The organism is Pedobacter superstes, from assembly GCF_037622515.1.
GTDB classification, from domain to species: Bacteria; Bacteroidota; Bacteroidia; order Sphingobacteriales; family Sphingobacteriaceae; genus Paradesertivirga; species Paradesertivirga superstes.
The window spans coordinates 112991-132883 of record NZ_JBBJCN010000003.1; the positions used below are offsets into that span (position 1 = coordinate 112991).

At 42.0% G+C, this 19893-nt stretch carries 12 protein-coding genes; 2 read left to right on the top strand and 10 right to left on the bottom strand.

Going from position 1 to position 19893, the window contains the following annotated elements; genetic code table 11:
- Nucleotides 1-8: 8 nt before the first annotated feature.
- On the bottom strand, nucleotides 9-1916 hold the full coding sequence (locus WG906_RS09460) for a rhamnogalacturonan lyase (RefSeq protein ID WP_339992343.1): 1908 nt from the start codon (nucleotides 1914-1916) through the stop codon (nucleotides 9-11).
- 541 nt (nucleotides 1917-2457) lie between these two features.
- Here WG906_RS09460 and WG906_RS09465 point away from each other — a divergent pair.
- Nucleotides 2458-2898: a hypothetical protein gene (locus WG906_RS09465; RefSeq protein ID WP_339992344.1), complete on the top strand. Its 441-nt coding sequence runs from the start codon at nucleotides 2458-2460 to the stop codon at nucleotides 2896-2898.
- A gap of 94 nt (nucleotides 2899-2992) precedes the next feature.
- On the opposite strand, the gene WG906_RS09470 is transcribed toward WG906_RS09465, so the two are convergent.
- Together WG906_RS09470 and WG906_RS09475 are read right to left on the bottom strand one after the other, a co-directional pair.
- Nucleotides 2993-4000, bottom strand: a complete 1008-nt coding sequence (locus tag WG906_RS09470; RefSeq protein ID WP_339992345.1) for a hypothetical protein — start codon at nucleotides 3998-4000, stop codon at nucleotides 2993-2995.
- A 471-nt stretch (nucleotides 4001-4471) separates the two neighbouring features.
- Nucleotides 4472-5320 (bottom strand): DUF2911 domain-containing protein, encoded by an 849-nt coding sequence (locus WG906_RS09475; protein WP_339992346.1) that lies wholly within the window; start codon nucleotides 5318-5320, stop codon nucleotides 4472-4474.
- Nucleotides 5321-5582: 262 nt separating this feature from the next.
- Here WG906_RS09475 and map point away from each other — a divergent pair, with 262 nt between their 5' ends.
- Nucleotides 5583-6347 (top strand): type I methionyl aminopeptidase, encoded by a 765-nt coding sequence (map, locus tag WG906_RS09480; protein ID WP_339992347.1) that lies wholly within the window; start codon nucleotides 5583-5585, stop codon nucleotides 6345-6347.
- Nucleotides 6348-6540: 193 nt separating this feature from the next.
- On the opposite strand, the gene WG906_RS09485 is transcribed toward map, so the two are convergent.
- The 7 genes from WG906_RS09485 to WG906_RS09515 form a co-directional block, all read right to left on the bottom strand.
- On the bottom strand, nucleotides 6541-8700 hold the full coding sequence (locus WG906_RS09485) for a hypothetical protein (protein WP_339992348.1): 2160 nt from the start codon (nucleotides 8698-8700) through the stop codon (nucleotides 6541-6543).
- 7 nt (nucleotides 8701-8707) lie between these two features.
- On the bottom strand, nucleotides 8708-10012 hold the full coding sequence (locus WG906_RS09490) for a pectate lyase family protein (protein WP_339992349.1): 1305 nt from the start codon (nucleotides 10010-10012) through the stop codon (nucleotides 8708-8710).
- Between the two features lie 27 nt (nucleotides 10013-10039).
- On the bottom strand, nucleotides 10040-13741 hold the full coding sequence (locus tag WG906_RS09495) for a DUF4450 domain-containing protein (RefSeq protein WP_339992350.1): 3702 nt from the start codon (nucleotides 13739-13741) through the stop codon (nucleotides 10040-10042).
- A 201-nt stretch (nucleotides 13742-13942) separates the two neighbouring features.
- Complete coding sequence (locus WG906_RS09500; protein WP_339992351.1) at nucleotides 13943-15394, bottom strand: glycoside hydrolase family 28 protein; 1452 nt, start codon at nucleotides 15392-15394, stop codon at nucleotides 13943-13945.
- A gap of 10 nt (nucleotides 15395-15404) precedes the next feature.
- Nucleotides 15405-16481 carry a glycoside hydrolase family protein gene (locus tag WG906_RS09505; protein WP_339992352.1) on the bottom strand — a complete coding sequence of 359 codons (1077 nt, stop codon included), beginning with the start codon at nucleotides 16479-16481 and terminating at the stop codon, nucleotides 15405-15407.
- Nucleotides 16482-16592: 111 nt separating this feature from the next.
- The gene (locus WG906_RS09510; protein ID WP_339992353.1) at nucleotides 16593-17840 is read right to left on the bottom strand and encodes a pectate lyase family protein; all 1248 of its coding nucleotides are present in this window, start codon (nucleotides 17838-17840) and stop codon (nucleotides 16593-16595) included.
- Nucleotides 17841-18161: 321 nt separating this feature from the next.
- On the bottom strand, nucleotides 18162-19853 hold the full coding sequence (locus WG906_RS09515; protein WP_339992354.1) for a RagB/SusD family nutrient uptake outer membrane protein: 1692 nt from the start codon (nucleotides 19851-19853) through the stop codon (nucleotides 18162-18164).
- Nucleotides 19854-19893 lie beyond the last annotated feature (40 nt).

Consider the following 19893-nt stretch of genomic DNA (forward strand, 5'->3'; position numbering starts at 1 on the left):
CTTTGGGCTTATTTACCTTTATATTTCACTAAGGTGATATTTGGTTTTGGAGGTGCTTTCATTTCGGGACCAATATAAAAGCTGGTATGCGGCGGCTGATTATAAGCCACATTTTGCCATGCAATGCTTAGACGGTAATGCGGATCGTGCATAAAGGTGTAAAAGCGGTTTGCGGCCGGAATTGTGGTAGAGAAAATTCGCAGTTCTTTTCCATCGCGGGTTCGGAACATCACTTCCTCGCGCCAGTCGCCCAATATATCGGCGCTTAATGCAGGTGTAGATTTTGTACCATTGTTATGAACGCAATCATATTGTGCGGCATTTAACAATACATCTGTCTTCTGATTCATATAATCCCATTTGCCGACAGTTGTTGAGTTAAGTATTTCACTCAGCATATCGGCATCCCAGAAAACACCAAAGTTAACTGCCGGAGTGCGCTCAGCAATTTTATTGCCTTTAACGTCAAACATTCCGGTAATTCCGGCTCCGGCAACCCATGATTCAAAACCTTTGTATCGCGGATCGACATCTAAAGCCAAAGCACGGCCGGGGCCTTCACCGTCTTCACCTGCTTTAATAGACCCTTTTTTCCAGATCACTTCTCCGGTGCGGGCATCACGGAAATTTGCCCCGGCATCACCAAATCGTTCCTGGATACTAAAAACCTCTAATCCGGGTCGTGAAGGGTCTAAGTCGCTAACGTGCAATGCATCAGCGTGTCCGATTTTGGTAGTATACAAACCTTTGCCATTATCATCCAGCGTCATCTGACCATACACAATTTCATCTTTTCCGTCGCCGTCAATATCTGCAACGGATAAATTATGGTTGCCTTGTCCACGGAAAGGCCGGGTCTCTTCACTGGCATCACTGTCGAACACCCAGCGTTCGGTTAGCTTCCCGTTCTTTAAATCCCATGCGGCAATAACCGTGCGGGTGTAATATCCACGGCACATCACTAAGCTGGGATGAACGCCATCAAGGTAAGCCACTGCTGCCAGGTAACGGTCGCTGCGGTTGCCATTTCCATCGCCCCATATCTCTCTCAACTCCTGGGTAGTAGGTTCCAGTTTAGTTGGATGACGCGGAGGATTATAATTTGTGGTATGTATTTCCGCTCCTGTGAAGCCATTAAAAACGGTGAGAAATTCAGGGCCTTTTAAAATCATGCCTCGCTCATCGCGATAATCTTTAGTAGAATCGCCAATCACCTTTCCTTTGCCATCGATGGTTCCGTCGGCTGTTTTACAGGCAACTTCTGCCCGTCCGTCGCCATCCAGGTCATAAACCATAAACTGGGTATAGTGGGCTCCGTCACGAATGTTTTTACCAAGATTTATTCTCCAGAGCATGGTACCATCAAGCTTATAGGCTTCAAGTATCGGCGGATCCGTAATACCGGCTTGTGAATTATCTCTCGCCCGGCCAGCCTGGTGCAATACAATTTCATATTCACCATCGCCGTCAAGGTCTGCTACAGAAACATCGTTTGGATTGTATCCTGCCAGAGTTTGTAATGGCACGGATAAATAAGGTACTGTGGGAGCGTTCGCTTTTAAAACAAAGGATTTACTGGTTTCAATTTCTTTTCCTTTAACTACTGCTTTAACGAAATAGGCATTCGATTTAAGGGAATCTCTTCCCGTATCAATAAAGTCTGTAGTTTTTACAAGGGCTTGCTTATTTAATTTTACCGGACTCCCGCCATTCACAGAGCGATAGAGGTTAAATGCGATATCTGAAGGATCTGTACCAAGCATGCGCCATCCTACATATACTTTTCCACTTCCCTGATTTATGGCGACCATGCCACGACCCAGGTTCTCCATCTGGCGCTGTGAATACGCTTTAGAAAAGCTGAAAGGAAGAATAAAAATTAATAAGCATAGATGAACAAGTATTTGTCTTTTCATAAAATGGAAATAATTGGTTCTTTAAATTAAGTTAAAGAACTATTATTTACCATCATGGTCTGTCATGCTGCGTTTTTAGCTCCAAGAACTAACCAGCCTCTATCATTCTAAATAGAGCTTTTATATATTTTTGAGCATACCGGGTAATGCAGATGTTACAAATTGCGATGTAATAAGCTCATTACATGGAAATTGAAAGTTTAGAAAGAATCCATAAATTTTTTATTTCGTTGGCCGGCAGCCGAGATTACATGGATAAATTTTTCACCTTTGGTCTGTGTCACATAGACCAATATCTTTAAATCGTTTTTTTAAATACCTAAATGGTCTGTGGAGACACAGACAATGGCGTACGAGATGATTTGAAAAAAACAGTATTTAATTTCAATTCCAACATTTAGCCCTTTTGCTATTGTCTGCTTGTGAGGGATCATTTCTGAACTTGTGGGGTCATCAGTGAAATTTTTGGCTATATTTATACAGTCTATCCAAATTGGAGCTTGCCCAAAAAGTAATTATTACAAGCATAAACTATCCCTCTATGAATCAATTTCTATCAATCATACTATTTTTAATAGTTGTTCAAAACGCATCAGCAACTTCACCTACAAAATATAGAGTTCATATTGTAACCTGGGATGGAAGCAACGTTACTGGCAAACTTAATGCGATCAATGATAGCACCATAACAATTAAAGATTATAACGGTAAAATCTATACTTTCTCTGCCAGACAAACGAAAAATCTGAAAATATGGAGACCATGGATAAAGCTACCTGCTGCGGTTGCGGGCGCAACAGCTTTAGCTGTTCTTTTAACAGATAATAGCTCGAATCGTACCTGTCTTCCTGATGTAAAAGGATTGGCTGGAATTCCGCTTGGCTTCATTTCAGGATTAATTGCAGGAGATTTGATAGCTGCTAAATTCAATAAAAGAAAAATGCATATATCAGATTTCAATAAAGTAAGCGGCAAATTATAGCACATGCTTTTTTTTGACAAGATTCCATAAAAATGGTCTGTGGAGACACAGACCACGGCGTAAATGGGCTAAACCATGAGTAAAAACGTTTATCTTATAATGGCACTTCCCTGTGTGGCCTGAAGCTAAAGAGTTCTTTATTCAAAACCTTTTGAGTATATGGATAAATAAAGGTGGTTGTTTTTACTGAAAAGGGGCTGCGAGCTGGTCTCGCACTTAATTGTTTCAGTACTGTACTACGCGTGGCTGATGACTCCTTCAGTTTTTTTAACAGCATGGCTTTTTTTTGAGGGTCGGCACTTTGATCTGCCAACTTTTGAATCCGGACAGAATCACGTTGAAACCCGGATCTGAGCATTGAATCAACATTCGCATATGTTTTGGGATTTACTATTCTATCATTCTCTACTTTACGAATCAGGAAATCACTTTTGGCAACCCAAACAGTAATTTTCCCTTCCAGCCTGTCTTTTCCTGAAATCTTATAGCAAGGCAGCCCATTTACCATTTCAAACCCGCTTGAATCAGGCACAAAGCTATTGTATATATTTCTTCCTGGAGACAATTTCTTAGGGAATAAAAGTCGCGGGATCAGTGTTGCAGCTCCCGATGAGACACCGGTCATTGAGGCTATTGCCATACTAAAAGTTTTATCAGTTGTTAACTCGTTGGTAACACCCCACCATGTTTTTACTGTTTCTCCTTTTTTGTTTAGAGTATGCAAAGAGTTAGACTTGTTTGGTTCAAAATATTCAAAGTTAAAACCTTCAGTTGCGGAATATGCGGTTCGGAAAATCTTGGCGCTTTTATGGGGGTGGCTGCCAGAATAAAAGTCGCTGATAACCTTGCCCGAATCAAGGTATGTTTTCAATGACGCGTAGCTTTGTTCTGATTTTTTAATTACAGAATCTATGCTTAAAGTTTCATCGGCTTCATTTGAAACGTTTTTTGACTCTCCGCAGCTACTAAACAGAAAGGATATAATGAAAATCAGAGGGTATGTCATTACAGGCAGGTTTAATGTTAATATATTTAAATGAGTATACTTCAGCAAGATAATATTTTTCATATCAAATAATATCTTTTCTGATATGTGTGACATACGAAGGTTAAAAAGTTTCCCTACCCCTTGGTCTGTGTCACACAGACCAATATCTCTTAATCGCTTTTTTTATCTAATAATCTGTGAAGACACAGACCATGCGTGGTTAAGCCATCATTTATATTTAAACAGACTTTAAACGGACCTTGTTCGCACCTTAGTCGCATATTGGACGCTAAAATGCGAATAAGGTGCGATTAATATTTGATTTAAGTCTGTTCAATTTAGGTTTATATTAAGACGTTAGTATACCCTGGGGCTGTTTGAGTTATTAATAAATCAGATAAATCTATATGACTAACTTAAGGTCGGGCGGGTGATCGTCGGGATTTTCGATCCAGCTATAATATTGACTTTTAGCATTGGATTTCTCACCCTCTGTGAGACAGACAATTATCTTTATCGGTATAGAACAAAATACAAAAAGCCACTGACGATTAAATCAGCGGCTTCTTTTTACACTTACAAACCCTATTTCTTCGCTTCAGCTAAGAATTCAGTGTTTAAACGAACGTACTCTTCATTTTTTAATTCGGAAGCTAACTTAATACCTGCTTCGGCAGTTTGAATAGCTCCTTTTTTATCTCCGGCTTTCAACTGAATTTTTGCTTTCGCCAATTTTATCCAGGGAGCTTTTTGATCTTCAGCTTCTGCAGCATTCACCCATTCTAATGCTTTAGCCATGTCTTTATTGTTGTTGTAATAATATTGGGAAGCAGCAAAATAAGGTTTCTTCTCCCCTTTCATGGCCTCGTTTATGCTTGCCATCACCCTGCTGTCGATATCAGCGGTTAGATTAACAGAAACCTGAGTATTTTCCCACATAAGCTGCAATTGAGCTGATGTTTGATAGACATTTGCAAACTGCATGGTAAATGTTTCCACCTTGTCTTTAAGACTTTGCGGCTTAACGCTAAAGCGGGCTAAATCATCTGCTTCTTTGTATGTGTAGGCTCCCCATTGCTGTGATCCCTTACTTATAATTACGGTCCAATCCTTTTTACCCGGAATGGTGAATAATCCATACTCTCCCGCCGGAATGGTTTTCCCTTCAATGATCACTTCATCCGAAAATTTAATAATAGTTGCGCTGTTTGCGCCTGTACGCCACACTTTATCAAAAGGCACCAACCCTCCAAAAATCGCGCGTCCTCTAATACTCGGACGAGAATAAGTTAAGGTAATATTCCCAAGCGCAAAATCCTGGATAAGCGTTTGGGTGCTGCTTGGTTGTGGCAGTTTAATACCCTGAGCGTTTGTTTGTGCTGCAAAACACAGACTACAAATAATAAAAGCGAATAATCGGTTTAATTTCTTCATGATTTGGTACGAAATAAGGTCTAAAAGTACGAATAAATATGATCGCAGGACTCACGATTAAGTAAGGATGATAGCAGCGGGGGCCATGGCTTTCATTTAAGTCATCTGCGGAAGTGTGACGCAATTCTCGAAATTTTCTGTTTTTTAGTAACTTTATTGCTCCTTAACACGGACGTTCTTTTAGGGCACCGTTTAGACACCTAAAGTTTAACGATCAGGCTAAAAACGGCACGATAAATACTTAATCAGAGAAGAGCAAGATATGTCAATCACAACAGAGTCAGAACTAGTGGGAATGCAAAAAGCAAGTGAAGCTGTTGCCTACACTTTGAAAGAAATGAGAAACTATGCCCAACCGGGTATGACGACGAAGGAATTAGACAACTATGGCGGACAAATCCTTAACGACATGGGAGCTAAATCAGCACCATATTTGACTTACGGTTTTCCTGGCTGGACGTGCATAAGTATAAATAATGAATTTTGTCACGGCATACCCTCTGACAAAAAAATAATTAATGAAGGTGATTTAATTAATATTGACGTTTCAGCAGAATTAGATGGCTTTTGGTCGGACAACGGAGGGTCATTTGTTATCGGGACGGATGTAAACCAACACCAAAAACTTATTGAGGCTTCAAGACAAATTTTACATAAAGCAATTCATAATATAAAAGGTGGGGTTCGTATTTCTGACATTGGTTTTTTAATTGAAACCGAAGCTAAGAAAAGAGGTTACAGAGTTATTAAAAATTTAACGGGCCACGGAGTAGGAAGAAGTCTTCATGAAGAACCAGCCGAAATAGCGAATTACAGAGACCGTTTTAATTCGACAAGATTTAAGAAAAATTCTGTAGTTGCTATTGAAACTTTTATTTCAACGACTTCCACTTACGCTGAAACTTTACAAGACGGCTGGACAATGGTTGGTAACAGGGGCGGTTTTATGGCACAACACGAACATACTATTGTTGTTACTGACGGTAAACCAATTGTACTGACAGAGATGAATGAAATTTGGAATTAACAAAGCGATAAGCCCCAACCTTGGTCTGTGTCAATAAATCAGCCTCTTTTACCCATTAATTCGCATGATCAGTAAGGCAATCTCATGGTCTGTAAAGACACAGACCATGAGATTAAGATATCAAAAAGAAACCCCTTCATGATCTGTGAACAGAGCCATAAAGGGGTTATATGTTTTATTTAATTTGTGAATATTAAGGCATCTTTTTAAATCCTTCAGACTTCACCTTCCATTTTCCGTCTTTCGGGAAGCCGGGGTTTAAGCCTGTGCTCCCGTCCCATCCGCCGGCCATCATAGCTACAGTTGCCAGTACACCGCCGTTGCCTGGAAGATATATACGGAGACGTCCGTCCTGGTAATTGTGACCGTTTTTTAGATAGGTATTGGTCTGTATCTTCATAAACAGGGCGTCAATTGCTTTGTTAGGGTTTCCTAAACGGGCAGCAGTCATGGCGGTCATCGGAAAATCCCATCCCCATGTATCGGGCCATTGCCAAACTTTCCAAACGGTATCGAACGTGCGTTGCATCGTAGCCTTATCTAATTTTGCTGAAGCCGGTACCATACCTAAAGCGCCTAATACCGAAGGGTGATCGCGCAGCCATTTTTCATTGGTAAAAGAATCCTTATTGTTTTCTGTAGACAGGTAAACGCCGTTGTATTTAGGAAGCGGAGCAAGTTTATTAATCACTTTATCCCATTCTGCATCCCTTGGCATGCCTAAACGCTCACGCCATTTCTGGGCAATTCTAAGGGCCCAGTCCCAGTAAGCCAGCTCATAGGTCGGATTATAAGTATCCTCCGCTTTAAAAACTTCCTGTGCAGGAATTAATCCTTTACCCAGATTATATTGATTCTTTAAACTATCATATGAGGGAAAAGAAGCCATAAACTCGGCTGTTCCGAACACAATGTCCTTGTATTTCTCTAAAACTTCTTTACTGTTTTTATCCCTGTAAGCAAGCTCGGCCATATAAATGGGATGTGGCTGCTGCCATAAAATGAAGGCACCTACAGAAGAGGGGCTTTCCAGACCTTCATGGTCGGTCATTTTCTGCCAGCGATTCCCTTTAAAACCTTGTCTCTGGGCAATCTCTTTTGCGCCATCCCGTACCTTGAAATACCAGTCGAGCGTATTGGTCATTAGTTGTGGCCTGTTCCATAGAGCGAAATGCACAGCATGCCACCAATGCATTTCCAAATGCGGTTTTCCAAACCAGCTGTTAAATGTTAAGCCTGTTTCCTGCGGAGGGAATGAACCGGCACATTGGATTTTAGTAAGGTATTGTGATGTGATTACTCTCCTTTCCAGTTCCTTTGCTCTCGGATCGGTACTCCCTGTGAAGTCGATTGCAGCACCGCTCATCCAGAAATCTTTCCATTTGCTGTTACTGTTAACTTTGGTTTGAACAAAAGAAGGCAATGCCGATGGTTCAGCTTTCACAGGAGAAAACAAACAGCTCAATTCAAATACCTGTGCTCCTTTATCCGGGGTAATTTGATAATAATGAGGCGTTGATGTTTTAGCGATAGAGGCTGCACTCCATTTCAAACTATTGAAATAAGATATCCCCTCTAACTGGTGCTCAAGAACAGCTCCGTCGGCAGATGTGGTTCTGATCGCTGAGGTATGTTTCTCAGGGTTTTTATAATTCACCCCTTCGTCGAGAAAATCGGCGGTGGGATACGGATACACCATTTTCACTTTTAGACGACCCATTGTAATTAATGGCGATTTTACCTGGAAAGCTACAAGATCCTGCTCCTGATGTCCGAGTGTTATCACATCAACGGGAACACCTTCTACTGTAAAGTGACTGCTTAGTTCACCTGTCCACATATTTAATGTTTGACGGATGTCTTTAATATCGGCAGGTTTCGCTAAAGACCCATCTTTTTTATAAATGTCAAAGCCCATGTTTCCGAGCTGCACACGGTGAACGCTTTTGCGGAACCAGTCGGCGGCACTTCTTTTCCGTAAAGGCTCTGAATACTGAATGGAATAGGTCGATTTCTTTCCGTTTAAAGTATACTCTTTTAAGGTTTCTTCAAATTTATATCCCACGGTATCTTTCCAGCGGTTCCAGCCCCATTCTGACTGGGTGCCTAAAGAAACGCCTTTGGCATATCGTTCAGGAAAGGTTTGCAGACCTGTAACATCTGCTGTAAAAGCAAATTTACCGTTACCCAGAGAAAGGGATTCGAGGGAGTCAATTTTAGTGTTAACAATGTTGTGCCTCACTACCAGGGCCTGCCTGTTAATAGGGGTTTGCTGGGCCAGTGCTGAGACCGAAACCAAAAGGATGAAAGCTAATACTGCGTGTACGGTTTTCGTTATAGGTGTTAAATTCATAATCTTATTAAATAGCTTTCGCCGGCTTCATAGCTAACGAATTTAAATAGTGTTCTAATTGGGTATAATGAGAGCTTTTTACCAGAATTTTTCCATCATCAGGATTTTTGGGGTTGAGTTTGTTAGTCAGCTCCCATGAATCTGGAATGCCATCGGAATCGATGTCCTGATTGGCACTGCCCCCGACAAGCTTGCCTTGACCGCCGGCCTCTGTCTCTGTTCTGAATATCCGCCCTTGTCTACCGAGCGATTGCAGGTAGGAAATAATCCGCCTGTCGATAGAATCTCGTTTTATGGATGATCCGGCTTCAGCCATAACGATATGGTAAGCCTGCGTTGCCGACTGTGTAGTTACTGCCGCAGGAGAAACATTCTGGCGCTTAGAAACTATATCTGCTTTCTCTGCTTTAAAGGTCTCTTCGTTAACGAGACTGCCATTTAATACCCCGTCTTTGTTCAGATCGGCATAATTTCCGCTTTGATATACATGATCGGTAGCGGTGAACATGCTCAGAAAATTATCCGTGGAATTAGGCCCGGCGATGAAATAATTATTTATGATATCCTGGTGATGATTGGCAGCCGAATGTCCGCCTACAAATCCGCTCACGCCCCAATTATAGACTACATTATTTACATACTCAATATCTGCCTTGGCTTTAGGATTACGGCTCTGGTTATCGATCCAGAGTGAGTGATGTATCGTTAAATTTTTAGGACGTTCGAGCAGTGCACCGAAACGTTGAGGGTCGATAGCCTCTCCGAACAAACAATACTGAAAAGTGATATCGCTGCTTTCCTGAACATGAAGATTATCCCACCTGCCCCACTCAATGGAAAGGTGATCGAACATCATATTTTTGGCACTGTCTGCAACAAAAGTGCACATTCCCCTGGGCATGTCGATGCTTCCGCGGAAGCGGAGGTAACGCATTATCACATTTTCCTGTTTTGAGAGTGTAATGCCATATCCAAAAATCACGATCCCTTCTCCGGGAGCGGTTTGCCCCGCTACTGTTAAATTGGATGCGGCGCTGATTCTTGATTTAGCTTTTATAACTCCTCCTATATCAAAAACTACGGTACGGTTGGGCTTGCTCACCGCGTCACGGAAAGAGCCTGCGCCGCTATCGTTTAAATTAGTAACGTGGTAAACTGAACCTCCCCTGCCTCCGGATGCTTTGGCTCCATAGCCTTCTGCCCCTGGAAAGGACACCTGCTGTGCTGAACTTAAAAAAGGCAGAAGCACCAGGCTGAATATGAGACTTAGGTAATGTGTTTTATAAAATGGGGACTTAACTTTTAAAGTCATGATATAAATTATTATCGTGTTTGTTTTTTATCTCTGAAGCGTTAAACTCATCAGGCCTATCACCACGTCGTTTGCAAGTGTTTTTAGTTTTAACTCTTTAAGTTCTTTATCAGGATTCAGCGGCAAATCCAATACTGTTGCGGCACCCCCGTCTATGCCATAGTTGGAAAATCCTTTTATGGTATAGAAGTTTTTAAAATTGCGGCTTACTTCGGCGGTTTTAAGGTTAACCCGATATGGCCGTGGATAAGCGATATTAAACGCATAATCATCAGTATAATAATCCTGTTCAATTGGCCACCAGGTTTCCGGATTTCTCAGGGCAAGACGTTCTGAAGTTCCGTCGGTATAATTAATCAGCACCTCCCCATTATCCAGCCTGCTTTGCATAGCATTTGTTGAACCGGCCATCAGCAAGTATGCATGTGATGCTTTTCCAGTTAATGGGATACGAACCGAATCAGGGTAGTTATCCCACTGAGAGGTAAACACAATGTTTTTTTGATTATTCGATGAAGGTGTTAAAAATGCAACTCCATTTGGAATAGTAAACTCATTTTTAGATCCCGCTGCCTTCCTTAATCCCGAATCGTCGATATTCGCTGTGGTTAGAGGATAACACCAGTTTCCAATTCCCTGTAAAGGAAGCTGCAAAGTCGGTGAAGTCGGGCGGGGCGACAGGTATTTATTTTTATAGATATTTGTCACCATATCGTTATACGACGAACTCAAATCTACTTTTTGCCATTTAGAGCTTGCATCAGGTTTAACCGTCCAGTTAATTATCTTTTCTTCAACAAAATGCTGGCCGGCAAATTCGAACCGAACCAGGTTGGTACCTGATGCAAGAGCAGATGCGGGAATCTTAATATCAGCAGAAGAATTGGCCGTTAAATTTAAATCCTTTGCGAAGGAGTTTTTCCCTTTATTGACCATCAACTTTCCTTTAAGCGCAGCGCCCTTATTTTTCAGGCTCAGCACTACTTCGCTTCCGGTCTGCTCTTTTTTAGTTATAATTTGCACAGGTTCGGCGACCTCAATGTTAACCGGGGCCCACCATGTAAAATCACCCTGCTGTAATTTTGCAAAAACCGTTTTATTTCCAGGTTCTGATTTTACTGTTCCTGCAATAGCAGAATTGCTTATCACTTCTGCATCAAGCACATTTTGAGGATCGAAAACCTGCAGGGCCCTGGCAGATCCGAAATTTAATGTTACCGGAGTATTCGAAGCGAACGATTGATCTTCCGGTTTAATCAGCGCATTTCCGGCCCACTCCAGTTCTATATCATATTTGGCCGCCTTTCCTGCCATTATTTCTACTGTTGGATTATTAACAGCTGCCTCCAAAATCTTCCAGCTCACTTTTTTACCATTAACGGAAACCGATTTGAGTTTTTCCGCCCGGGCTTTTAAAACCAGGCGCAGATTCATAAATTTCGGGAAGTCCGGACTAATGGAATACTTGTCTGTATTACCCGTCCTTTTAAAGTCAAATGCTATATCTGGAATTATTAAGGAGGCGTAGTTCCATTCAGCCGGAAGTCCGGGTTTGATCGTTAAAGTATCGTTTAAGGCATCGGGCAAAACCCCAAACAAGCCTTCAACCAGGGAACGGCTTGCCATGCCGATTGGGTCTGCGAAATCGCGGTAAAGCTCTCCGCGGATAGCATCGTAAAACGAAAGCTGTTCAAATCCGCCGGGGCTTGAACTCAGGTACATACTTTCTACCATCATACTTTCCCAAAGCTTAAAGGCTTCTTCGCTTCGGCCGGCCTGCCAGTAAGCAAGGGCCGTATGTAAAACTTCAGCTAAAGCCACATTGTTCAGCGACCAGGTATAAGGCTGCCAGTTTGTAGTCGAAATGGTATAGTAATTCTTATCCGGCAGACCATTTGCCTTTATTGGAATATGAGGAATTTCGGTATCGACGTATCTCAGAGCCTGGTAAGCCTGGAAGGGATCCGGAACTTCAGAATCCAGAGCATGATATATGGACCATATTCCTGCATAGGGATGTACCAGTTTTAAACCCAGTAAATCTTTATACTCGGCATACCATCCTTTTTGGGGCAGCCATAAGTTTGCGTTTATTGCTTTTAAAATTTTATCCGCTTCCTGCTGGTAGGGCGCTGGGTTATCACCTAAAAGTTTTGCCAGCTTAGCGGCTAATTTATTTGCCCTGTAATTGTATGACGAGGAATGGGTTACGCCTCCTCCGCTATATTGCAGTGCATCACTTGCCCAGATTGCACAATAAGCATCGTACAAACCATCGCCATCCATATCGAAGTTCCGCTTTTCCCAGGCAAGGTGGCGTTTTATTGCGGGCCACATTTCTTTAGCGAAAGTTAAATCTCCATTCCAGTTAAAATGGCTCAGCATCTGGTCAAAGAAAACCAGGTTCATATCGTAATGGTGAGCGACTTTATTGTTATTCGGATTGCGGGAAATATAACCGCTGCTAAAAACAGCGGTCCCCATTTTTTCGGCCTGACGGGCGAAGTTCAGCGCAGTATCCGGTGTAATGGGTCCGCTTTCCGGACTTAAAACCTGTGAGTTTTCGTAACTGGACAAATGTATTTTAGCCCTGTCGTGCCAGCCAAGCGGGTCGGCAGTTGAGGCGCCCCTCCAGGCATTCAACCGCATGCGCCAGGCTACCGCTCCATGCAGAAAAGTCGGATCTTCCCAAATTGCGTCGGCTGCTGTTCCAAGAGCACCACCCAGTGTATTGATATATGGGTCGGGAGTTTTTACCTTAATGCGATCAGCAAGCTTTGCTCTTGCAGCTTCGGCTTTGCCAAATATTCCGGGTAATAAAGAATAGCTTAAGGTCGGAGTTTCTTTAGGGCCCTGAATTAAGAAATATAAGGATTTAGCAGCAGAGGCCTTGATGCGCCCTGCAAGTACAGGCTGTGCATTCCCTTTTGAATCTGCGAGGGCTAAAGGCGACTCTTGTTTGCCGGCATCTGCGATGTGCAGCGCCGAGCCTAAGGGAAACAATCCTGACAATTGCTTTTGGTTCTCAACAATGCCCTTTTCTTTAGTGTTATCGGCCACATGCTGAATTTCATAGCGTTCTTCTTCGGTTAACACCCTGCCAGATCCAAAATTCAGAACGAAGTTGTTTTTGCCTAATTTAAAAGCGTTATCCCTGCAGTATTCGGGTTTCAGATAAAATGAAGATTCGGGATCTGCACCAATATCACCATCGCGCGAAAACTTTTTACCGGTAGCTCCACCAAAAGTCCAGAACAACTCAGTTCCCTTAGGAGTTCCAGCAAACTCAGCTTTAACAATCAGGCCTTCTGCATCGGCCTGAGCGAGAACAAAAAGATTAAGAGTACCTGAGCCTAAAAGAGGGTCCTTAATTTTATAAAGCATGGAACCCGGACGGTAACGGCTTTCTATTTGCGATGCGTCAATTATCCATTTACTGGTATTTCCAGAAATGATTCCGAATTTCAGATTTCCTCCCATTCCCGGAAGGTAGAGCGCAAATTCAGGAAGATCCCCGGTTTCTACTCTGAAGCCTGTATTGGTTCCATAAAGCGCCCGATTGAAACGTTTTGTACCATTTACACGCACAAAGTCATTTCCCTCCGGCCGGTAATGAATGCTACGTTCTTTACCATGCCATAAAACTTCAGTACTCTTTGGCGACTGGCTAAAAGCCGCCTGACTAATCAGTAATAAAGAAGAAAAAAAAAGGACTTTATAAAAGCTCATTTTTGTTAATATGTACGAGTCGGAGACTCTTTTTTATTATTAATCCCGCGTATCGTCATTGCCGACCCGATCGGCAATCCTAAAGCGCCATACCGGATTATCTTGCTCAGCATAAAGATTCCTGCCTGCCCCTGCCCGTTCGGTCAGGCGGGCGTTCCGTTCAGGCGGGCCTGCGCAGGAATGACGATCAGTGTAAATTCTTTATTTATTCTTCAAACTATCCGGTACCTGAACTAAGGCACCATTAATCCTCACGTTTTGGAATTGCAGATTTTCAATATAATCGACTTTCATCGGCACCTTAACACCTTTAATATTCACATTAATCATTCTTACGTTCTGTACCGGTGATGATTTATATGCGGCTGAAAGTAATCCGTACTCACCGCCACGTTCCACTTCAAGATTCTCAACCCAAATATTTCGGATGGTAGGAATGAAATTACCCGGCTTTTCATAGAACATATTAAACTTAACTGCTGCCTCTCTATATGTACCGACTTTGGTATCTTTCATAAAAACATTCTCAATAATACCTCCCCGGGAAGAACTGGTTTTTATTCTCAAAACTCTATCCAAATCCGGGCTGTCCATAGAATTATTTAATGCATAGATATTTCTTGCTCCCCCGGCAATTTCACTCCCTATCACCACACCTCCATGACCATCTTTCATGATGCAGTTCTCGATGATATGGTTCTCGGCAGGCCTGCCGATATTTCTGCCGTCTTCGTCACGGCCAGATTTAATTGCGATACAATCGTCTCCAGTGTCAAAATAACAATCTTTTATAAGTACATTTTTACATGATTCCGGATCGCATCCATCATTGTTAGGGCCATGGGAAATTACTTTTACCCGCTCAACAATTACGTTTTCACACAATACAGGATTAATACACCACATCGGTGAGTTAATCAGCTTAAAATCCGACATCAGAACATTTTTACAGTTGTACTGCTGTATGAAATTAGGGCGGAGATAGAATCCATCTCCAAAAACACGGGTTTTCGGGTCAGTTTCCTGGTGCATTAATTTGTGTAAAGAATCGCGTGCCGGGGTTTGCTTAGGCATGCCGGCTTTCCATCCGTAGCGTGGCGCTCCGTTCCAGTTCCACCAGTTGTTATTATCAGCGTTCCCATCTAAAATACCGTTCCCTGTAATAGCAATATTCTCTTCCCCATAAGCATAAATAAAGGATGAATAATTCATCACTTCCATGCCTTCCCAGCGGGTAAATACAATAGGGTAATCTTTAAAATCGCGGCTGAAAAGAATTTTCGCGCTATCCACCATGTGCAGGTTTACATTACTTTCAAGATAAATAGCACCGGTTAAAAATGTACCCGTAGGAACTATCACGCGGCCGCCGCCGGCCTGACTGCAAGCCTCAATGGCCTTTTTAAAAGCCTCCGTATTTTTAGTTTTCCCATCGCCAACAGCTCCATAGCTGGTTATTAAAAAATCTTTATCGGCAAATTTTGGCGCTTTGATCGCTTTTCTCAACTTCTCAATCTCCATTAACGGCTGAGAACTATTTTGCCAGACAGTAGCTTTTTTAGTTGCACACGAGTGAATGAATAGTAGCGCAATAACCGACAATACAGTTACTTTAATCCCTGCTGCGCTGCGCTTAATAATCGAATTGCTCATTATATCTCCTTTATGAATTTATTTTAAATATAAGTGGTGAAGCCGTCATATGCTTCCCGCCCTGTGAAGTAGTGAAAAGATAGGCCGGCTTATCTTTGATAAATAATATTTGAGGCCGCTCCAGTCTGCCATACTTCTTTAAATGCGAAGGAGCAGGTGCCTGCTGCAAGTATTCTTTTACCGGTTTATATGCGATCTCAGGTTCGCTCCAGTTTAAGCCATCTTTAGATTCCATAATTAAACCTACATCATGACCGTAAACTCCCATATCACGGCAAATTAATTTGAACCGGTTTTTTTCATGCCAGATAAAAGCATCCTCAAACTGTTTGTTTCCGCCTTTACCGGAAAAATCTATAATCGGCTTATCTGAATAACGCACATATGGCCCCTCAAGTTTATCAGAAATTGCTAGGCCATATTTACGGTTACCCCTGATGAGCGGGTCCTTAGAATTGTAATAATCGTTATTGTTCCATGATTTATAATACAACCAGTATTGCCCGTTGGGATGCTTTATAAAAGCAGGATTAGTGGTACAGTGATCGTCCCATGCTCCTTCGGGCCCTGCTTCGAGAAGCGGTTGGTCAGGGCGTGTCCATGGACCGTTCAAAGAGTCGGCTGTGGCCATTCCGATGCGCTTAGTATTGGTTTTACCATTGGAATTACCCATAAAGAACAGGCAATACTTGCCATCCACAAACTTTATAAGAGGATTATGGCAGGTCGTGGCATCCCAAAAACCCGGTCCGCGCGGTGCCAGTACCGTTTCAATGTATTGATATGGTCCTTCGGGTTTATCTGCCACTGCGTGAGCGATCTCGCAACTGTTGATCCATCCTCCCATACCCTTTTTTGCCGACCAACGTGAATAAAACACATGAATCTTCCCGTCCGGTGCCTGTATCGGACTGTTGCACCAGACATAAAAGCCTTCAGATTCAAGAACCCTGCCTATTGGTCGAAGTTTTTTTGCAAAAGCCGAAAGATGATCTTTCAGGTACACTCCCGCAGCAAAAACTGAATCCGTCAATAAGGTGCATGCAGAGATGATAGCAATTTGCGTAAGAAACCGGCGCCTTTCCATTAAGAATGATATGATTGATGTAATAAGGAATACAGGATAAATTTCATATTAAGCTGTTATTGGCGTACCTAGTACATAAGTTAAGGTGTTGGTGAGGACACCTTCCCTGGTTTATTTAGTTAATTCATTCAGATATTCTTCAAGGTTGGTATATCCGTCTTTATCAATATCGCCATTACTATCCGCTTTTGCAGAATTGAATTTATTTTTTTTCTCCCAGTCGTCCGGCATACCGTCGCGGTCTGTGTCTTTTAACACTTTTCCGCCTTTGATTGTTCCAGGACCTTTTTCAGAATTTTCTTCTTCACTGCTGATAATCTTACCTTCTTTACCTAATGATTTAACGGTGTTTACTAATCTTGTGTCTACCTGGTCTCTGTGTAAAGATGCTCCTGCATTTGCCAGCACAAAATCATAGGCCTGCTGAGTTTGCAGCATAACTACTTTAGGGAAATCATTGGCAGCTACCCAATCAACAACGGTATACTGAGCTTTAGGAATATCCGCACCATCAAGCTTGCCATTTTTATTTCCGTCATGAAAATTCGAAGCAGCAAAAATGTGAAAGTTGGTATTGCCGCGTGTAAAGGGAGGCGCAGAAGTTTGCGGACCATCAATAAAATAATTATTTACTACATTGGCATAAGAGTGTGATTCCGAATCGCCTAGAATATACGCTCCTACCCGCCAGTTATATACTACATTATTTATGAATTGATTTTTGCCTTTTACCTTAGGATTACGGGTATGATTGTTCACGTAAAGGTTTTTCAGCAGGCTAATTCCTCCTGTAGTTTGTATAAGTCCGCCGGCCGAATGCGAATGAAGACCTTCTGCGATAATCGAGTTTTGGATGGTTATATCTGAGACCGTCCCGCTAACAGAGAATGTTTCATCCCTGCCCCATGATACAGAAAGATGATCGAAAATCATGTTTGAACCTTCGGAAATAGTCACAGCATCTTTGCCCTTTTCGCCATTAATGCCCATACGGATTCGGATGTATCTGGCAATGGTATTTTCAGCTTTTGAAAAGGAAAGGCCATTTCCGTAAATGGTAATGCCATCGCCGGGAGCAGTTTGTCCTGCTATCGTGAGGTTTGGAGCTACCTGAACCCTTGATTTTATTTGAATAACGCCACCGATATCAAAAACTACTGTACGGTTCGGCTGGCTAACCGCATCTCTGAAAGAACCGGGGCCATCATCGTTAAGATTAATAACATGATACACTTCGCCGCCGCGTCCGCCTTTGGCGAAACGGCCAAAGCCTTCGGCTCCCGGAAAAGCAAGCTGCTGGGCACTAACCTGCATACTACCTGCTAATAATGCCGCTATAATAATTGATTTACAGTTCATGATTTATTCTCTTTATAAATTAAAATCCGATTGATTACGAATTTATCTTGTTGACATAAATAAAGATAGCGCCAGGAAATTGCACCGCATCGTCATCATCGTTCTAACCCCAATCAGCATCTTCCAGGTATCGTCATTGCCGACCCGATCGGCAATCCTAAAACGCCATACTGGTACCAGATTATCTTGCTCTGCATTAAGATTCCTGCCTGCGCAGGAATGACGTATCGGGCTATCAAAGATCAATATGTCCATATCAAAAACTCATTGGGGACACAAAGCGCGCTTTAAAACGGCCTATTTTATTAATGCTTATCATTTCTAAAATTTAAAAGGAAGAAACAAGTCTTCTTTCTTTGTGATCTGTTTAGACGCCGATGTTTTAGCTTTCAATTTTGTATTAATAAAGTCGAAACCGGTTCCTGCAGCTTCTTTCTCTCTTCTTAAAGTAATGCGGACAAGATCCTGCCAGCGATTCCCTTCGTAAGCTAATTCCAAAGCTGATTCATTTACTATCGCATCTTCCATCTTCATCATTTCAGAATTATCCTGCAAACCGGCATCCAGATTGGTTGTAGCAACCCTGGAACGTAAACCTAAAGTACGGTGGTACTTGCCGCGAATTCTTGGTGCATCCAGCTTTCTCGCATCAAAATCATAAGGGAATTTAAGATTGGTTATACGCCTGTCCACTTCAGCAGGTTTTGTCAGATCATTATATGTACCTTTTATACCATTATTCAGTAAAGCATAAGCAATTTTAGTTTCCCCGTCGCGGTTGGCAGCTTCCGCGAAACGCAAATGAAGCAGACTGGTTCTATACAAAAACCACTTACCATTTTTCTCTAAAACATTAGCAGGTAAACCCGATGTTGCATTCAGATAGTTATATAAAAATTTCATGATTACAGGCTGCCCGTTAATGATTTTATAGCTGTTATCCGCTCCCCGCAAATCAGAAGGAGTTCCGTCTGATTGAACCTGGCTATTCCAGTTATCAATAGCATTTTGTGATGGTTTGACTAAATACCGGCCTCCGCTGTTAGAAAACAGGTCTATAAAAGGATTTTGTGGCTGATAATTCTTATCGAAGTACATGGTCCATAACCACTCCCACTGATACTGATTATCCTGGGGAGAACGGGAAAAGAAAGTTTGCCAGGCAGAAGGGGTTGCCGCATCATTATCGCCACCGCTGGAGCCGGAATAAAAATTCCAATAGGCCCCGCTCGGCGCACCTTCACCTAAGGGAGTTGTCGTTTCGAGAACATATTTATAATAAGTAGCGGCTTTATTATACTGGTTGATCCATAAATACATATCCCCCAACAATAAATTTTTATTAATGAATATCATCTTACTTGGATAGCCATCAATCTGGCTGATCAGCGAGCTCGCATCAGCATAAGGCTGGAGATATGGCAAAGATTCCATATAAGTTATCAGTTCGGGAACTAATTCATCCAGCTTCTTTTTAGGAAATTTCGATTCATCCTTCACATCGTAAATATTAACAATTGGTTCTGTTACATAAGGAATTTCTCCGTAATGAATGGCCAGCTGAAAATATAACCAGGTACGCAAGGCGCCGATATCTGAATAGCGTTGCTGATAATTGCTTTCGCTGATCTTTTTCGTATCATACATATCTTTAAGGTTTTTAAGCACATCGTTACAATTGGCAATAATGGCGTAATAAGGCTTCGGATCAATGTATGGATTGTTTGCTGAAATATTGTTGGTGTTTAATTCTCTTAGGTGTTCATCTGCATTAACAGTAACATCCATTAAATCTGCCCTCAGTTCGTTAAGAATTTCATACTGTTTCGCAATGCTTAAAAACTGTCCATATATTCCTAAAACAGCTGCATCGGCATCATAAATATTTTGATACACTTCCTTAGAATCGATGGCGTTTTCGGGGCTAATATCAAAAGTTTTTTTGCAGGAGTTTAAGCTTGTAAAGCTAATTGCTGCAAGCAAAAAAACACTGAATTTGGTTGATATTTTCATTGAATATTAATTTAAAAGCCAGGTTATCCCAGCCGTATTT

Coding starts and splice junctions, on each gene's coding strand:
- WG906_RS09510 (WP_339992353.1), bottom strand. CDS start 17,840: ATGAACTGTAAATCAATTATTATAGCGGCATTATTAGCAGGTAGTATG.
- WG906_RS09505 (WP_339992352.1), bottom strand. CDS start 16,481: ATGGAAAGGCGCCGGTTTCTTACGCAAATTGCTATCATCTCTGCATGC.
- WG906_RS09460 (WP_339992343.1), bottom strand. CDS start 1,916: ATGAAAAGACAAATACTTGTTCATCTATGCTTATTAATTTTTATTCTT.
- WG906_RS09495 (WP_339992350.1), bottom strand. CDS start 13,741: ATGAGCTTTTATAAAGTCCTTTTTTTTTCTTCTTTATTACTGATTAGT.
- WG906_RS09515 (WP_339992354.1), bottom strand. CDS start 19,853: ATGAAAATATCAACCAAATTCAGTGTTTTTTTGCTTGCAGCAATTAGC.
- WG906_RS09470 (WP_339992345.1), bottom strand. CDS start 4,000: ATGTCACACATATCAGAAAAGATATTATTTGATATGAAAAATATTATC.
- WG906_RS09485 (WP_339992348.1), bottom strand. CDS start 8,700: ATGAATTTAACACCTATAACGAAAACCGTACACGCAGTATTAGCTTTC.
- WG906_RS09500 (WP_339992351.1), bottom strand. CDS start 15,394: ATGAGCAATTCGATTATTAAGCGCAGCGCAGCAGGGATTAAAGTAACT.
- WG906_RS09465 (WP_339992344.1), top strand. CDS start 2,458: ATGAATCAATTTCTATCAATCATACTATTTTTAATAGTTGTTCAAAAC.
- map (WP_339992347.1), top strand. CDS start 5,583: ATGTCAATCACAACAGAGTCAGAACTAGTGGGAATGCAAAAAGCAAGT.
- WG906_RS09490 (WP_339992349.1), bottom strand. CDS start 10,012: ATGACTTTAAAAGTTAAGTCCCCATTTTATAAAACACATTACCTAAGT.
- WG906_RS09475 (WP_339992346.1), bottom strand. CDS start 5,320: ATGAAGAAATTAAACCGATTATTCGCTTTTATTATTTGTAGTCTGTGT.